The sequence below is a fragment of the Hyphomonas sp. genome (assembly GCF_041398465.1).
In the GTDB taxonomy this organism is placed as follows: Bacteria; Pseudomonadota; Alphaproteobacteria; order Caulobacterales; family Hyphomonadaceae; genus Hyphomonas.
This window is the reverse complement of the sequence record NZ_JAWKUS010000003.1, coordinates 226,874-241,913: the sequence shown is the minus strand read 5'-3', so window position 1 is coordinate 241,913 and position 15,040 is coordinate 226,874. Positions and strand designations below refer to the sequence as shown.

Sequence of the window (15,040 nt, the reverse complement as noted above, 5' to 3'; positions counted from 1 at the left end):
TCCCGGCAGAGAAAAAGGCCGGGAGGAAAGCCATGAGACTGAAGAAACCGCGCATAGCGCCACTCGCCGATTCGGAGATGGGCCCGGAAGTGAAGGAGATGATCGCCGGCCGGTTCGGCGACGCGCCGGTGTTCAACGTCTTCCGCACGCTTGCCCGCGCGCCCAAAGCCTACAAGCGCTTCATGGGCTGGGGTGGGTACATCCTTTCCAAGTATAATGACCTCAGCCCACGAGACCGGGAACTGGTCATCCTCCGCGCCGGATACAACTGGAAGGCTGGCTATGAGTGGGCCCAGCACAAGCGCATCGGGCTCGGTTGCGGGCTGACAGAGGAAGAGATCGAACGCATCAAGGCCGGGCCGGACGCGCCGGGCTGGAACGCAAACGACAAGGCTCTGCTTCAGGCGACCGACGAACTGACGTCGGATGCCTTCATTACGGACGAGACCTGGGCTGCGCTTTCAGGCTTCACGGATAAGCAGAAGATGGACCTCGTCATGACGGTCGGCCAGTACACGCAGGTTTCCATGATGCTGAACAGTTTCGGTGTGCCTTTGGATGACGACCTCGAGCTGGACCAGGATCTCGTCAAATGAGCCTCGGAGATGTGGCCGGCCGCCTGACCGGCAAAGTGGCCATCGTGACGGGCGCAGGCCAGACACCCGGCGAAACGGTTGGCAATGGCAAGGCTATAGCGCTCCTGTTTGCCCGGGCAGGTGCCAGCGTCCTCTGTGTGGACCGGGACATGGTGCGTGCCGAAGCTACCGCGTCGGAGATTGCCTCTGAAGGTGGGGTGGCGAAGGCATTCGCCGCGGATGTCAGCCAACCGGAAGACGCGGCGGCGATTGCCGCAGCCGCTGAAGAGGCGTTCGGGCCACCGGACATCCTCATCAACAATGTCGGCATCGGTGACGCCGGCGATGGTCCGCCGCACAAGCTGACCGAAGAAGCCTTCGACCGCACGCTGAAGATCAATCTCAAAGGCGCCTGGCTCGTCACCAAGGCTGTCCTGCCGGGCATGCGCGAGCGGGGAGCAGGCGCCATCGTCAATATCTCGTCGCTGGCTTCCCTCGCAGGCGGTTTCCAGATGGCTTACGAAGTGTCCAAGGCGGGCATGAACCGGATGACGCTGAGCGTGGCCATGTCTGGCGCATCGCGGGGCGTACGGTGCAACGGCATCCTGCCGGGCCTGATGGATACGCCCATGGCAATCCGAGGCATCGCGAAGATGCGCGGTGTCCCGGAAGATGACCTGCGCAAGGAGCGCGCGGCGCGTGTGCCGATGGGCTTCATGGGCTCCGGCTGGGACACCGCGCATGCGGCGTTGTTCCTGGCGAGTGATGAAGCGCGCTTCATCACGGGTGCCCTGTTGCCTGTCGATGGTGGTGGCAGCGCGCGGATCGGCTGACAGGCTGCTTTGCCGGTTGGGCATTGAGCGCGGGTGCCAAGCTCTCTAGGCTCTGATTTTCCATCCACCTGCGCCGTTCTGGCGTTCATGCCGGCCGGGCCTTGCCCGTGCTGGTTCCACTTTATGGGCAGAGGCACGACGCGCCATGGTCGAATTCTTCATCCTTCTCGGACTGATCGTGGTGAACGGCATATTCGCGATGTCGGAACTGGCCATTGTCTCCGCCCGGACGGCGCGCCTGCAGGCGAAGGCTGATCAGGGCGACAGGGGCGCCACGACGGTGATCGGCCTCCAGAACGATCCGTCCCGCTTCCTGTCGACCGTACAGATCGGAATCACGCTGGTCGGCATTGTGGCCGGCGCCTACGGTGCGACGGCGATTGCAAACGAGCTATCGCCCGTCATCGCGAAACACGTGCCGGCCATTGAAGCCGAGGCGGGCGAAATCGCGTTCGGGCTGGTGATCGTTTTCACCACCTTCCTGTCTTTGGTCATTGGCGAACTTGTGCCCAAGCGGATTGCCCTGATTGCGCCGGAAGCGATCGGTACCGTTATGGCGCCGCCCATGGCGTTTATCTCAAAGCTCGCCTTTCCAGTTGTGTGGTTGTTGCGGGTTTCGACCGAAGGCCTGCTCAGCCTGCTGGGGCTCGCGGGAATCAAGCAGGAGCCTGTCACCGAAGAAGAGATCCACGCCATCCTGGATGAGGGGGCGACCAGCGGTGTCATCGACCTTGAGGAACAGCGCATGATGCGCGGTGTCATGCGTCTTGCCGACCGGGATGTCCGCTCCATCATGATCCCGCGGCCGGACATCGTCTGGATCGACACAACCGATCCGTGGACGGACGTGAAACGGGAGATCTTCGAAAGCGGCAAGTCGCGTTTCCCGGTGGCGGACGGGCGGTTGGACCGCGTGTTTGGCGTGGTGCAGACAAAGGACCTTCTCGCCACTGACCTGAGCGGCGAGGGACCGAACCTTAAGACCGTCGCCCGGCCGGTCACATTCGTGCCGGAAACGCTGTCGGTCATGCGTCTTCTGAAATCCATGCAGGATACGGAAGTGCGCATGGTGCTGGTCGTGGACGAACATGGCAGCATTCAGGGCATGGTCACAGCAGCGGACCTGCTGGGCGCCATCGCGGGCGACAGCGCCTTTTCTCCCAGTGAGGGGATCGACCGACCGGCGCAGCGCGAAGACGGGTCGTGGCTCATCGACGGCCTGATGCCGGTCGAGGATCTGGAAATCCTGCTGTCCGCACCGGATTTCGGGGAAGCGGATGGTGGGGCCATTACGGTTGGTGGCATGATCATTCATCACCTGCAACGCCTCGCGCGCGATGGGGATGTCGTGCACGTTTCAGGCTACCGGTTCGAGGTGATGGACCTGGATGGCCGTCGGGTCGACAAGGTGCTCGTCACGCCGCCCGGCGCAGGCGAGGCTGGCTGATTCCGATTTTGGGACGAGGCCGTACCAGAAGCAGCTTCCCCCCACGTTATGGCTTGCCCATGGGCGTCAGGGCGCTAGATTTGGGGCCAATGTAAACACTGTTCACTTTAAGGGGAAATTGCCCATGGCTGTGCCGTCCGCGCTTCAGAACCTGCGCCTGCCTTTGATCGGATCGCCGCTGTTCATCATTTCCGGACCGGAACTGGTGATCGCTCAGTGCAAGGCTGGCATCGTCGGTAGTTTTCCGGCGCTCAACGCTCGTCCGGGCCCGGTGCTGCACGAATGGCTGGACCGGATCACGACGGAACTCGCCGAGCACAACGAGAAGAATCCGGACCGCCCGGCTGCGCCCTTCGCCGTGAACCAGATCGTGCACAAGTCGAACGACCGTCTGGAACACGACGTCGAGGCCTGCGTGAAGTACAAGGTGCCGCTGGTGATCACGTCTCTCGGCGCGCAGAAAGCTGTCAATGACGCGATCCATTCCTATGGCGGTGTGGTGATGCACGATGTGATCGACACCTTCTTCGCCAAGAAGGCGCTGGAGAAAGGTGCTGATGGCCTGATCGCCGTTTGTACCGGTGCAGGCGGTCATGCAGGTCGGCTCTCCCCGTTTGCGCTGATCCAGGAGATCCGCGAATTCTTCGACGGTCCGTTGGCGCTGTCCGGTTCCATCGCCAATGGCGGGGCGATTGCCGCCGCGCTCGCGATGGGCGCGGACTTTGCCTATATGGGCTCGGCTTTCATCGCCTGTGACGAGGCCAATGCGGTGGAAGGTTACAAGGACGCGATCGTGTCATACGGCGCCGAAGACATCGTCTATTCGAACCTCTTCACAGGCGTACACGGCAACTATCTGAAGCCATCCATTGAGGCAGCCGGTCTCGATCCGGACAATCTGCCCGAGAGCGATCCCAGCAAGATGAACTTCGGCTCGGGCGGCAACACCAAAAGCAAGGCATGGAAAGACATCTGGGGCTGTGGCCAGGGCATCGGCGCGGTCAAGAAGCGTGGACCGGTGGCCGACTATGTGGACCAGCTCGAAGCCGAGTACAACGCAGCAATTGAAAAGCTGAACCAGCCGCGCACCTGGGGCGCAACGCCTGCCACCGCGGGCTGATGACGAGGGGATAAAACCGGGTCTATCCGACACCGGCAACTGGCGCGGCCTGCGGTGACATGGGCCGCGCTTTTCTGTCTGCCTAAATCTATCCACCCGATAAGCACTGCGCGCAGACTTGTGCGCATGCTGATAGAAAACGTCTCTGACTTCGATGCGGACGGCTGGCGCTGGCCGCATTTCACTCCAACAGAACTGGCCTGCCGCTGCGGCGGCCGGTTCTGTGCGGGCGAATACTGGCACGCGCCGGACTTCCTCGACGCGCTCGAAGCATTGCGGGCCGATGCAGGCCTCCCGCTGGTGATAAATTCCGGTCATCGCTGCGCGGTGTGGAACACCTATGTCGGCGGAGTCCGGTTCAGTTTTCACAGGTCCATCGCGGCGGACATTTCGCTGAACGGACAAGACCGGCATACATTGTTGGCGGCGGCGGAGCGACAAGGTTTCACCGGGCTCGGTTTGGGAAAAACCTTCCTTCATCTCGACCGGCGGCCGCGCCCGGCGCGCTGGCTCTATCCGGGGAGCGAAGCGTCATGGCGGACATAGCGGGACTGGCAGCAAGCGCCGCCGGCGGCGGCCTGTTCGGTCTTGTCGGCACGGCCATCGGACGGATCGCCGGACTGGTCGAAGCCCGGCAGGCCCAGGCGCATGAGCGCGCCCGCTGGGAACACGAAACCGACATGCTGGAACTGCGCGTTGAAGCCGAAGCGGCAGGGCGGGAAGCCGAACTGCGGAACACAGAAGCGTCCGGTGCCTGGGCGGGTCTGTCAGCCTCCATGGCTGCAGAGGCGGCCATCGGCGCGAGCTACAAATGGGTGAATGCCGTGCGTGCGCTGACCCGGCCTGCCTTGACTGTGTTGCTTTGGGGCATAACCGGCGCGGTTTTCATTGGAGCGGATGAAGCCGGGCAGGCGGGTATAGTGGATACGGCCACGTTCGCTGCGACGGCGGCCACGCTCTGGTGGTTTGGTGACCGGGGGCCGAGGCGAGAGGCGCGTTGACGGCACTGGGCTGACCGGTCCATCCTTCCGGAAAATCCCGGAGGAACAAATACATGGCTGACGCTATCCTGGTGATCGATGAGGGTACGACTTCGACGCGGGCTATCGTGTTCGACCGAGACTTCAACCAGGTGTCCCTCGCGCAGGAAGAAGTGCCACTTGCCTATCCCGCCGATGGCTGGGTGGAGCAGGATGGTGAGACGATCTGGGAGAAAACGATCGAGGTATGCCGCGCCGCGCTTTCTGAAGCAGGTGGCGTCGAACGGATCGCCGGCATCGGCATCACCAACCAGCGGGAAACGACCCTCGTCTGGGACCGCAAGACCGGCAAGCCCGTCGCCCCGGCCATCATCTGGCAGGACCGGCGCACCGCCAGCGCCTGCGACGCGCTGAAGGCAGCTGGGCACGAAGCCGCCGTTCAGACCGAGACCGGCCTGCTGATCGATCCCTATTTCTCGGGAACCAAGATCGCGTGGATCCTCGATACGGTCACCGGTGCGCGTGAGCGTGCCGAGGCAGGAGAACTCGCCTTTGGCACGGTCGAGACGTTCCTCATCTGGCACCTGACGGGCGGCCGTGTGCACGCCACCGATGTGTCGAATGCGTCGCGGACCTTGCTTTACCGCCTCGGCCTGGGAGACGAGGGTGGCTGGAGTGATGCCATGTGCAGCCTCTTCCGTGTACCGATGAGTATGTTGCCGAAGGTAGAGCCCAATGCGGCGGACTTCGGGACTAGCGACGAGGGCCTGTTCGGCAAAGCGTTGCCGATCCTCTCTGCGGCGGGTGACCAGCAGTCAGCGCTCGTCGGGCAGGGCTGCCTTTCTCCGGGCATGGCGAAGATCACCTACGGCACCGGTGCCTTCCTGGTCGCCAATTCCGGCACGGAAAAGCCGGAGTCGAAAAACCGCCTGCTGGGAACCGTCGGTTACGAAACGGCGGAAGGCGGGGCGATGGCGCTGGAGGGCTCCATCTTCAATGCTGGGACGGTCGTGAAATGGTTGCGCGATGATCTGGGCCTGATCTCCGATGCAGCGGAAAGCGAAGAGATGGCCGCAGCGTTGCCGGGAAATGGCGGTGTCTACATCGTGCCGGCGTTCACCGGCCTTGGCGCGCCCCATTGGAATGCGGATGCGCGCGGCACGATCAGCGGCATCACAAGGGCGACCACGGCGGCCCACCTTGTACGCGCAGGCCTTGAAGCCGTCGCCTATCAGACAAGAGACCTGCTGGATGCGTTCGAGGCGGACGGCGTGGAAATCCGCGAGCTGAGGGTCGATGGCGGCATGGTTGCGAATGACTGGCTGATGCAGTTCCTGGCCGATGTCTGTGCGCGTCCGGTTGTGCGGCCGGAATATCGCGAGATGACGGCGCTTGGTGCAGCGGCGCTCGCGGCAATGCAGCTTGGCTGGGTCGATGCGGCAGGGTGGCAGGCGCGCGAAGTCAAAGGCGCGCGGTTCGAGCCGGGGATGACCGACGAGCAGAGGACGGCGTTGTTGAAGGGGTGGTCGGCCGCGCTTCGCCGCACGCTGGCCTGATCTGGTTCGCATCTCGAATATTCGGGGCGGGCCGGACGGTCGGCTCTTTTTGATTTGGGATTGCCGGTCAGGAATTTCTGTTTAAAACAGAAGTATAATTTGAACAAACTGGGACGCATGCTTGTCTGGTGCGATGAGCGTGCTGATATAAAATAACGATTCCTCCAAAGGTAGCAGCCACGTCCCGCCCTTGATCCCGCAACTTCCAGTCAGGACCTGACATGACCCGAACAAGAACTTTTCTATCCTTCATTCTCGGCTCCACGATGATGACCGCTTGCGCCGGCATCACGCCAGATGCCACCGAAGCCGGTGATCCGGTGGAGTTGGCAAGCGTCGCTGGCGCTTCATCCGAAGCTGCGCCGGAAATGACGAATGAGGCAGCCTGGAGCCCAGGGGATGTCTTCACCGGCCCCTATGGCGGTGTGCCGGCGTTCGACAAGATGGATATTGCATTGCTCGGGCCTGCACTGGAAAAGGGCATGGCATCCCAGCAGGCCGAAATCGATGCGATTACCGCGAACCCGGATGCGCCGACCTTTGAAAACACCATTGCCGCGCTCGAAGATACAGGCCGCGAACTGATACGCGCCGAGGCATTCTATTATCTTTGGGGCTCAAACCTTTCGACACCTGAATTCCGCGAGATCGAGACGCGTATGGATCCCGAAATCCAGGCGTTCGAGGATTCGATCAACCAGAACCAGGCGTTGTTCGCCCGCGTCGATGCGGTCCGTACGGGTGCTGAATTCGATACACTGACCCCGGCCCAGCAGCGACTGACCGAAATCATTCACCGGCGCTTCACCCGCAATGGCGGTACATTGACGGGCGAAAAGGCGGAGAAATTCGCGGCCATCAACAAGGAATTGGCTGGCCTCTATGCTGAATTCTCCGGCAACCTCTTGGCCGATGAACAAGGCTGGGTCACTTATCTCACGCCGGATCAGACGGGCGGCCTGCCGGACTCTTATATCAGCTCCGCTTCAGCGGCGGCAGAGGCGCTGGGCCACCCGGGCATGTATGCCGTGCGCAATACCCGTTCCTCCATGGACCCGTTCCTGACCTTCTCCACCGAGCGTGACCTGCGCGAGCAGGTCTGGCGCAATTATTACAATCGCGGCGACAATGGCGACGCGCACGACAACAATGCCATCATTGCCAAGATCCTGAAGCTTCGCGATGAACGTGTGGCGCTGCTCGGTTATGACAATTTTGCCGAATGGTGCCTCGAAGACCGCATGGCCAAGACGCCGGACCAGGCTTTCGACCTGATGCTGCAGGTGTGGAAAGCGTCCGTCGGGCGCGTGCATGAGGAAGTCGCCGACATGCAGGCGCTGGCCGATGCAGAAGGTGCCGACATCAAAATCGAGCCGTGGGACTACCGTTTCTATGCGGAGAAAGTCCGCAAGGCGAAGTACGACCTCAATTCCGAAGAGGTGAAGCAATACCTGCAGCTCGACAATCTGCGCCTCGCCATGTTCGATGTGGCAGGGCAGCTGTTCGGCTTCGATTTCGTGCCAATCACCGATGGTTCCGTGCCGGTTTTCCATCCGGACGTCACGGTTTACGAAGTCAATGACAAAGCGACCGGAAAGAATGTCGGTCTCTGGTATTTCGACCCGTTTGCGCGCGACGGAAAACGTTCGGGCGCATGGGCGACGACCTATCGTTCGTATGAAAGTTTCCGGGGTGAAACCAATGTGTTGGCTGCGAACAATTCGAACTTCGTGAAGCCCGCACCGGGTGAGCCTGTGCTGCTCTCCTGGGACGATGCCGAGACCATGTTCCATGAATTCGGCCATGCGCTGCACTACCTGTCTCTGCAGGTGGAGTATCCGGATCTGAGCGGCGGCCTGCGCGACTATACTGAGTTCCAGTCTCAACTGCTGGAGCACTGGTTGTCGACCGACCATGTTATCAACACCTATCTCGTCAGTGCCGAGACGGGAGAGCCGATGCCGGCGGAGCTGGTAGAAAAGATCCGCAAGGCTGCTACCTTCAATCAGGGATTTGCAACGACGGAATACCTGGCGTCCGCCCTGATCGACATGAAGCTGCACATGGCTGACCCGGAAGGGCTCGATCCCGACAAATTCGAGCGTGAAACGCTGGATGAACTCGGCATGCCGTCCGAACTTGTGATGCGCCACCGCACGCCTCAGTTCGGGCATGTATTCTCCGGCGAAGCCTACGCGGCAGGCTATTACGGCTATCTCTGGGCCGATGTGTTGACGTCCGACGCGGCAGAAGCCTTCGCTGAAGCATCCGGCGGTTTTTATGATCAGGATGTCGCTGCAGCGATGGTGAAATATCTTTTCGCCGCCGGCAATTCGATGGACCCGGCAGAAGCCTATCGCTTGTTCCGGGGCCGCGACGCAGAAATCGGCGCCCTGATGCGAGACCGCGGCTTTGCGGAATAGGTTCTGATTGCTGACTGCCTTGCGTGAGGCAAGGCGGCCGGCGCCTCCTGCAGTGTCATTCGTACAAAATTCTCGACGAAATGCCGGATTCCTGGGCCGGTGTTAGTAGTCGATTGATATTCCGCCTGCACAACCCTGCTGCATTGCTACGACATCCAGGCACGCATTGGTGCCGCAGGGGGAAATTTGAAAAACTCGACACGCACATTTGCCGTTTCGATTGTGGCAATGGCCGCTATCCAAATAACAGGCTTTTCAGCGCATGCTGAGGAAACCGATACCGACGCGCTGCTCGCTCGGATCGAAAAACTCGAAGCTGACAATGCCAAGCTGATGGAGATGGTTGAGCGGCTGCTGGACCAGCCGGAACCTGAGAGAATCGACCCTGCATCCGAAGCAGTTGCTGCTGTTGAATCGGCGTCCGAAGACCAGTCGGCATTGCTCGGCATTGCAACGGAATACGGCTTCGACGTTCTCGATCATGCCGAGAGGGTCAACCGCAAGCGTATGCTCCAGCTGGAAGCACGCCAGTCTGGCCAGCTGAACCAGATGGTTACCCTGTCCGGCGGTGTCACCATGCTGGCCGACTACCAGACCAGCAATCGTGACGATAAATTCGGCTATCTGATGCGGCATCCGACGCTGAACAACCAGATCGGCGACACCGTGTCCGAGGCGGTTGTGCATTCGTCGTCGTTTGCTGTCACAGCCGCACTGACCGACAATATCACCGCCTATTTCGAGATGTTGTACAGCCCGGAACAAAGCTTCGGGGCAGGGACTATTACCTCTCTCACCCGGAACCAGATCCAGATGCGTCAGGCCTATCTGATGTGGGGCAATCTGGATGAGAGCCCGGTTTATGCATCGATCGGCAAGATGTACACGCCGTTCGGCCTGAACGACACGGTCAGCCCGTTTTCAAACTCTTCCGTCTGGCATGCATTTGCAGGGCTCGCCTACGGCGCAGAGATTGGATACCTGAAGAACGGGCTCAACCTACGTGCGATGGCGATTCAGGGCGGCTCTCAGTTCCGTGCGGCGAACACTCCGGTCGATGGCACCAACGTGCCGTCCAAGCTCAATAATTTCGCGATAGATGCCAGCTATTCCTTCGGGTTCGGCGGAGGCGATGCCGCGATGTTCGGTGCCAGCTACGAACATGGCAGCGCGTATTGCCAGTCCTATCCGGTGGTTCACTTCAATCCGTGTGACGACAACAATCCCGCCTGGGCCGCCTATAGCTCAGTCAACAAGGGGCCGTTCGAATTCCTGGCTGAATACGCGCAGACGACCGATGTCTGGCCTGGCTCGGAAGTACCGGATCCGACCAACCCGCTCAGCCAGTATGACGCCCAGAAGACCAGGTCTTTCATGCTGGGTGGCCGGTATGGGTTCGGTCCTGAACTGGTCAATGGCGAGGCAAACTCCGCTCTCTCGCTGGAATACAGCACCTTCATCGCAGGCGACACGCGCGCGCCATGGGAACGTCAGGACCAGTGGGTTCTGGGCTATTCAAGATACCTGGTTCCGAATGTGAACCTGTTTGGTGAAATGGTGCACGTTGTCGGCTATTCTCCGCTCAACTTCATCAGTGGGGGGAATTTCACGGACGGCAGCACATGGTCTGACCGAGGGGGACGCACGAACGTCATCCTCCTCGGTGCACAGGCGGCCTTCTAGGCTTCGATGCCAGATCCGAATACAGGGAGCCCTCATCTGCGGATGGGGGTTTCTTTTTGCAGGCGCATTAAACGGTTTGTGGTTCTTCCGCAGGACCTGTTTCTGGCTGCGGCGATGGCTCTTGCTGTGCCTCCGTCCGAAGCCGTTTCGGCGTCACGATGCGGCAAAGCACAAGGTCACCGGTCACGTTCACCAGTGTCCGGGCCATGTCGAGAACACGGTCCACACCCATGACCAGCGGCAGGCCCGTTAGCGGCACGCCGAAACTGGTCGCCGTGGTGGCAAGGATCGCGATACTGGCGCCGGGCGCGGCCGGCGCGCCGATGGAGGCGCCGGTCAGCGTTACCATCACGAGTGCAAGATCGCCCGGCGACAGCGGGGTGCCGGAAATGTCTGCCAGGAACATGATCGCGACCGACTGATAGAGCGCCGTGCCCGCCATGTTCACAGTCGAGGCCAAGGGCACCACGGCGCCTGCCAGTGAGGGCGGCGTCTTCAGCTTGTCGATCGCTGTCTTCATTGTCAGCGGCATGACGGCGGCCGAACTGGACGTCGAGAACGCGAGCAATTGAACCGGTATGACCGCTTCGATGAACTTCACGGGGTTCATTCGTCCGAACAGGGTCACGATCACGAGATATAGCGCCAGAAGACAGGCGAGGCCCGACAGGACAATGCCGCAATAGGTGGCAAGATCGACCAGCGTGCTAAAGCCGTTGGCAGCCGTCGTTTTCGCCATCAGGCCGAAAACGGCGAGCGGCGCAAAGCGCATCGCGGTGCGGATCACCGTCATCGAGACTTCCAGCAGCGCTTCGGCCAGTGCCACCAGCGGGCGCGTCAGTTCCTTCTTGTCCGCGGTCACTGTGGCGACCCCGACGAACAGGGAGAACATGACGATGGCCAGCATGTCCTGCTCCAGCACGGAAGCAACGATGTTCTGGGGGATGAGGCCGGTGATCATGTCCGGCAGGTCCCGGGTGATGCCTTCCAGCGCTGAAGGCTGGTGTTCAGCCAGTTGCAGGTTTTCCGGCTTGAGGCTGGGCGGAGAAGGATACACATGTTCCAGCCCCCGGCCCGGGCGGATGAACCGTGCCAGCGAAATGCCGATCATGGTGGCGGTGACCGTTGTCAGCATCACGAACACCAGCAACTTCCGGCCCACGGTTCGCAGGGCTTCGCCGCCGCCGGTACCGGCAATGCCGAGCACGATGGAGCTGGCGGCCAGCGGAATGATCACCATCCGTACCAGCGCCAGGAACATGTTGCCCGGCAGGCCCAGCCAGTCACCGATAACAGCAGCCTGGTCACGCGGCACCACGTCCATGTCCGGCCCGAGGACGAGGCCGACGCCGATTCCTGCGCACAGCGCCAAAATCACCTGCAGCCACAGCTTGCCCCGCACCAGCACATCGAGGCGCCGGTTCAGGCGGTTATAGGTAAAGCGGGGCTTCTTTGCGGAGGCCATGGAATCGCGTCTCTTGGGTTGGATATTCATCCCATATGAAGCCGGCCCATGGAAGGAAAGCCGTAAGGCCCCGTATATAGCGCTGAATTTTCCGGGGATCCGCTGGTGCCGCGAGAGAGAATTGAACTCTCGGCCTCATCATTACCAATGATGCGCTCTACCACTGAGCTACCGCGGCATTGCAGGTGCGGAAAGCGGCGTTTAGCTTAAGCCATCCGACATGAAAAGACCGTTTCGCCGCGAATTGCACCTGACATGACAGAGAAATCCCCACCCAAGGACGAGAAAGCCGAACGCCTGGCCGCCGCCCTGCGCGCCAATTTGCGCCGCCGAAAGGCCGCTGCGCGTAAACCCCCGGCTCAGGCCCCGGCGAAACCGGATAAGAGCGGCTAAGCCGCGCTCTGTTGGTTCACCGCTGAAACCCGCTGAAAATCAACACATTCCGGCCCTCCCAAAACCGCGAAGCACGGTATAAGAGCCCCCATGGACAGACTCGTTATTCAAGGTGGCCACAAGCTGAATGGCCATATTCCGATCTCCGGCGCGAAGAATTCGGCGCTGAAGCTCATGGTCGCCTGCCTGCTGACGGACCAGCCGATCACCCTCACCAACATGCCGAGCCTGGCAGACACGCGCTTCCTGGCGCAGTTGCTGGAAACCCTCGGTGTGGAGGTTTACTGGCCGAGAGGCGAGTCGACCTGCCACCTGAACGCAGCTGAGCTGAAAAGCACGATCGCGCCATACGACCAGGTGCGGAAGATGCGGGCGAGCTTCAACGTGCTGGGGCCGCTGATCGCGCGCTCCGGCCACGCCACCGTGTCGCTGCCCGGCGGCTGTGCCATCGGCGCGCGGCCGGTGGACCTGCACCTTCAGGCGCTGGCCGCCATGGGCGCGGACCTGAAAGTGGAGCAGGGCTATGTGAAGGCTGCGGCCATCCACGGCCTGAAGGGCGCGCACATCAACTTCTCCATGCCGAGCGTCGGGGCGACCGAGCACGCCATGCTGACCGCCACGCTGGCCGAAGGTACGACCGTCCTCGAAAACGCCGCGCGTGAGCCGGAAATCGAGGATCTCGCTGTCTGCCTGAATTCCATGGGCGCAGACATCTCGGGCGCGGGCACCTCCGTGATCCGCATCAAGGGCGTGGAGAGCCTGAAAGGCACCAACCACCCTGTCATGCCGGACCGGATTGAGGCTGGCACCTACGCCATCGCTGCGGCTGCGGCGGGTGGTGACGTGACGCTGGACGGCTGTCCGGTTGAGGCACTCGGCGCCCTGATCTCCAAGCTGCGCGAAGCGGGCGTGACCGTGGACGCCGACGAGGCCGCCCACACGCTGCGCATTCGTCGGAATGGCACGCACCTGAAGGCCGTGAACCTGTCGACCCAGCCGCACCCTGGTTTTCCGACAGACCTGCAGGCCCAGTTCATGGCCCTGATGGCCATCGCCGACGGCACCAGCGTCATTCGCGAGACGATCTTCGAGAACCGCTTCATGCACGCGCCGGAACTCTCCCGCCTGGGCGCGGACATCACCGTGCGCGGGCAGGAAGCCATCGTGAAAGGCGTCAAACACCTCACGGCGGCGCCCGTCATGGCAACAGATTTGCGTGCATCGGTCTCGCTCGTGATTGCAGGGCTTGCGGCCGAGGGCGAAACCGTGGTGAACCGCATCTACCACCTCGACCGGGGCTTCGAACGGCTGGAAGAGAAGCTGACCGCCTGCGGCGCTCACATTGAGCGCCGGTCCGGGGAAGAGGAATAGGGGCTGACGTAAAAGGGGCTGGCATGTCTGAACTGAAACCACTCCGCCTCCTGGCTGAAGAGGCCGAGGATCTCGAGATCATTTCCGCCGCGGTGCAGGATTCCGTGGTGAAGGCCGAGAACCTGAACTACGAGGCGCGCATCCGCCGCTTCTCGCTGGAGATCAACCGCTACCGCTGGGAAGAGGGCGTTCAGAAGCGCCATGATGGCGAACGCATCCGCTCGCTGTTGGCCTTTGACGGCGTGCTGGGCGTGAAGACCCGCGCCGTGACCAAGGCCGACCCGGAACTGATCCTGTCATTGCTTCAGGTGACTTTCACGCCGGATGAGGAACCGCCGGGCGGCACCGTCACGCTGCTCTTTGCCGGTGACGGCGAGATCGCGCTGAAAGTGGAAGCGCTCGATGCGACCCTGCTCGACAGCGACTACATCTGGAACACCCGCCACACGCCAAGCCACGAACGCAGGAAGCGGTAGGCAACTATACAAGCGCACTGAGGTTCAGTTTTCAGGTTCTAGAGTGCCAAAAATGGATTCCAGATCGGATTTTGCTAACCTGACCGATCCGTACATGCCCCCAATAGGGGAGTGTTCGTTGCTCCAATAGTAGACACCCTCTTCGTCCTCGAATCTGAGAGACGATTTGAAGGCATGGAAGGCACCAGCACCCTTGGTGGTGATCGCGATGACCATTTTACCATCGGTGGATTTGAACGATGCAACCTCACCCTTCCGGGGCTGCCGGGCCGGGATCAGATTTGAGCTGGACACAGCTATCCCTCCGCCCGATGGCAAACCGCCTGGAGCTTGTTGCCGTCGGGGTCTCTCACATAGGCGCCGTAATAGTTCTTGTGATAGTGCGGGCGCGGGCCGGGCGGGCCTTCGTCCGATCCGCCATTGGCCATTGCGGCCGCGTAGAAAGCGTCCACTTTCGCCCGGCTGTCCGCGATGAAAGCGACATGGGTGCCGTTGCCATTCGTGGCGGGCTGGCCGTCGAAAGGCGGGCCGATGAAGAGTTTCGGCCCGGTTGCCTCGCCATAGGCGATGCCGCGATCATATTCGAACATGACCGGGATGGAGAGCGCCTCCGTGACTGCCGTCCAGAAGGGCTTCACAGCGGCCCAGTCATTGGTGCCGAGGGTAACGTGGCTGTACATCGGAGGTCCTCCCAAACCGTGCCGGATGCAGCACGGTA

At 61.5% G+C, this 15,040-nt stretch carries 15 protein-coding genes and 1 tRNA gene; 12 read left to right on the top strand and 4 right to left on the bottom strand.

Translation table 11 applies throughout. The features are described 5' to 3' along the window. Positions 1-32 precede the first annotated feature (32 nt). The 9 genes from R3C98_RS11575 to R3C98_RS11535 all read left to right on the top strand — a co-directional run bounded on the left by R3C98_RS11575 (position 33) and on the right by R3C98_RS11535 (position 10,617). The gene (locus R3C98_RS11575; protein ID WP_371314234.1) at positions 33-596 is read left to right on the top strand and encodes a carboxymuconolactone decarboxylase family protein; all 564 of its coding nucleotides are present in this window, start codon (positions 33-35) and stop codon (positions 594-596) included. Next, the gene (locus tag R3C98_RS11570) at positions 593-1,408 is read left to right on the top strand and encodes an SDR family NAD(P)-dependent oxidoreductase (RefSeq protein WP_371314233.1); all 816 of its coding nucleotides are present in this window, start codon (positions 593-595) and stop codon (positions 1,406-1,408) included. The genes R3C98_RS11575 and R3C98_RS11570 overlap by 4 nt, the downstream gene beginning before the upstream one ends. A gap of 145 nt (positions 1,409-1,553) precedes the next feature. Beyond that, positions 1,554-2,855 (top strand): hemolysin family protein, encoded by a 1,302-nt coding sequence (locus R3C98_RS11565; RefSeq protein ID WP_371314232.1) that lies wholly within the window; start codon positions 1,554-1,556, stop codon positions 2,853-2,855. 124 nt (positions 2,856-2,979) lie between these two features. Next, positions 2,980-3,975: an NAD(P)H-dependent flavin oxidoreductase gene (locus tag R3C98_RS11560; protein ID WP_371314231.1), complete on the top strand. Its 996-nt coding sequence runs from the start codon at positions 2,980-2,982 to the stop codon at positions 3,973-3,975. Positions 3,976-4,101: 126 nt separating this feature from the next. Then, complete coding sequence (locus R3C98_RS11555; protein WP_371314230.1) at positions 4,102-4,521, top strand: D-Ala-D-Ala carboxypeptidase family metallohydrolase; 420 nt, start codon at positions 4,102-4,104, stop codon at positions 4,519-4,521. Further along, positions 4,509-4,976 carry a hypothetical protein gene (locus R3C98_RS11550; RefSeq protein WP_371314229.1) on the top strand — a complete coding sequence of 156 codons (468 nt, stop codon included), beginning with the start codon at positions 4,509-4,511 and terminating at the stop codon, positions 4,974-4,976. Before R3C98_RS11555 ends, R3C98_RS11550 begins: the two co-directional genes overlap by 13 nt. A 53-nt stretch (positions 4,977-5,029) precedes the next feature. After that, positions 5,030-6,511 (top strand): glycerol kinase GlpK, encoded by a 1,482-nt coding sequence (gene glpK, locus R3C98_RS11545; RefSeq protein WP_371314228.1) that lies wholly within the window; start codon positions 5,030-5,032, stop codon positions 6,509-6,511. 368 nt (positions 6,512-6,879) lie between these two features. Then, entirely contained in the window at positions 6,880-8,934 is a 2,055-nt protein-coding gene (locus R3C98_RS11540) for a M3 family metallopeptidase (RefSeq protein ID WP_371314487.1), read from the top strand. A 186-nt stretch (positions 8,935-9,120) separates the two neighbouring features. Further along, positions 9,121-10,617, top strand: a complete 1,497-nt coding sequence (locus R3C98_RS11535; protein WP_371314227.1) for a hypothetical protein — start codon at positions 9,121-9,123, stop codon at positions 10,615-10,617. Positions 10,618-10,684: 67 nt separating this feature from the next. On the opposite strand, the gene R3C98_RS11530 is transcribed toward R3C98_RS11535, so the two are convergent. Beyond that, positions 10,685-12,082: a dicarboxylate/amino acid:cation symporter gene (locus tag R3C98_RS11530; RefSeq protein WP_371314226.1), complete on the bottom strand. Its 1,398-nt coding sequence runs from the start codon at positions 12,080-12,082 to the stop codon at positions 10,685-10,687. A 103-nt stretch (positions 12,083-12,185) separates the two neighbouring features. Next, positions 12,186-12,260 (bottom strand) — tRNA-Thr (locus tag R3C98_RS11525). A 77-nt stretch (positions 12,261-12,337) separates the two neighbouring features. Between R3C98_RS11525 and R3C98_RS11520 the strand changes: the two genes are divergently transcribed. The 3 genes from R3C98_RS11520 (at position 12,338) to R3C98_RS11510 (ending at position 14,322) form a co-directional block, all read left to right on the top strand. Then, positions 12,338-12,475: a hypothetical protein gene (locus R3C98_RS11520; RefSeq protein ID WP_371314225.1), complete on the top strand. Its 138-nt coding sequence runs from the start codon at positions 12,338-12,340 to the stop codon at positions 12,473-12,475. A 90-nt stretch (positions 12,476-12,565) separates the two neighbouring features. Further along, the gene (gene murA, locus R3C98_RS11515; RefSeq protein ID WP_371314224.1) at positions 12,566-13,846 is read left to right on the top strand and encodes a UDP-N-acetylglucosamine 1-carboxyvinyltransferase; all 1,281 of its coding nucleotides are present in this window, start codon (positions 12,566-12,568) and stop codon (positions 13,844-13,846) included. Between the two features lie 23 nt (positions 13,847-13,869). Next, positions 13,870-14,322, top strand: a complete 453-nt coding sequence (locus R3C98_RS11510) for a DUF2948 family protein (protein ID WP_371314223.1) — start codon at positions 13,870-13,872, stop codon at positions 14,320-14,322. A gap of 24 nt (positions 14,323-14,346) precedes the next feature. Here R3C98_RS11510 and R3C98_RS11505 read toward each other — a convergent pair whose 3' ends face one another. Together R3C98_RS11505 and R3C98_RS11500 are read right to left on the bottom strand one after the other, a co-directional pair. Continuing rightward, on the bottom strand, positions 14,347-14,616 hold the full coding sequence (locus tag R3C98_RS11505; RefSeq protein ID WP_371314222.1) for a hypothetical protein: 270 nt from the start codon (positions 14,614-14,616) through the stop codon (positions 14,347-14,349). A 2-nt stretch (positions 14,617-14,618) separates the two neighbouring features. Beyond that, on the bottom strand, positions 14,619-15,002 hold the full coding sequence (locus R3C98_RS11500) for a VOC family protein (RefSeq protein ID WP_371314221.1): 384 nt from the start codon (positions 15,000-15,002) through the stop codon (positions 14,619-14,621). Positions 15,003-15,040: the final 38 nt, after the last annotated feature.

What these genes read in the sequence shown, in the direction of transcription:
- R3C98_RS11540 (WP_371314487.1), top strand. Translation starts at nt 6,880, where the DNA reads ATGACGAATGAGGCAGCCTGGAGCCCAGGGGATGTCTTCACCGGCCCC.
- glpK (WP_371314228.1), top strand. Translation starts at nt 5,030, where the DNA reads ATGGCTGACGCTATCCTGGTGATCGATGAGGGTACGACTTCGACGCGG.
- R3C98_RS11565 (WP_371314232.1), top strand. Translation starts at nt 1,554, where the DNA reads ATGGTCGAATTCTTCATCCTTCTCGGACTGATCGTGGTGAACGGCATA.
- R3C98_RS11530 (WP_371314226.1), bottom strand. Translation starts at nt 12,082, where the DNA reads ATGGCCTCCGCAAAGAAGCCCCGCTTTACCTATAACCGCCTGAACCGG.
- R3C98_RS11520 (WP_371314225.1), top strand. Translation starts at nt 12,338, where the DNA reads ATGACAGAGAAATCCCCACCCAAGGACGAGAAAGCCGAACGCCTGGCC.
- R3C98_RS11510 (WP_371314223.1), top strand. Translation starts at nt 13,870, where the DNA reads ATGTCTGAACTGAAACCACTCCGCCTCCTGGCTGAAGAGGCCGAGGAT.
- R3C98_RS11500 (WP_371314221.1), bottom strand. Translation starts at nt 15,002, where the DNA reads ATGTACAGCCACGTTACCCTCGGCACCAATGACTGGGCCGCTGTGAAG.
- R3C98_RS11550 (WP_371314229.1), top strand. Translation starts at nt 4,509, where the DNA reads ATGGCGGACATAGCGGGACTGGCAGCAAGCGCCGCCGGCGGCGGCCTG.
- R3C98_RS11570 (WP_371314233.1), top strand. Translation starts at nt 593, where the DNA reads ATGAGCCTCGGAGATGTGGCCGGCCGCCTGACCGGCAAAGTGGCCATC.
- R3C98_RS11575 (WP_371314234.1), top strand. Translation starts at nt 33, where the DNA reads ATGAGACTGAAGAAACCGCGCATAGCGCCACTCGCCGATTCGGAGATG.
- R3C98_RS11560 (WP_371314231.1), top strand. Translation starts at nt 2,980, where the DNA reads ATGGCTGTGCCGTCCGCGCTTCAGAACCTGCGCCTGCCTTTGATCGGA.
- murA (WP_371314224.1), top strand. Translation starts at nt 12,566, where the DNA reads ATGGACAGACTCGTTATTCAAGGTGGCCACAAGCTGAATGGCCATATT.
- R3C98_RS11555 (WP_371314230.1), top strand. Translation starts at nt 4,102, where the DNA reads ATGCTGATAGAAAACGTCTCTGACTTCGATGCGGACGGCTGGCGCTGG.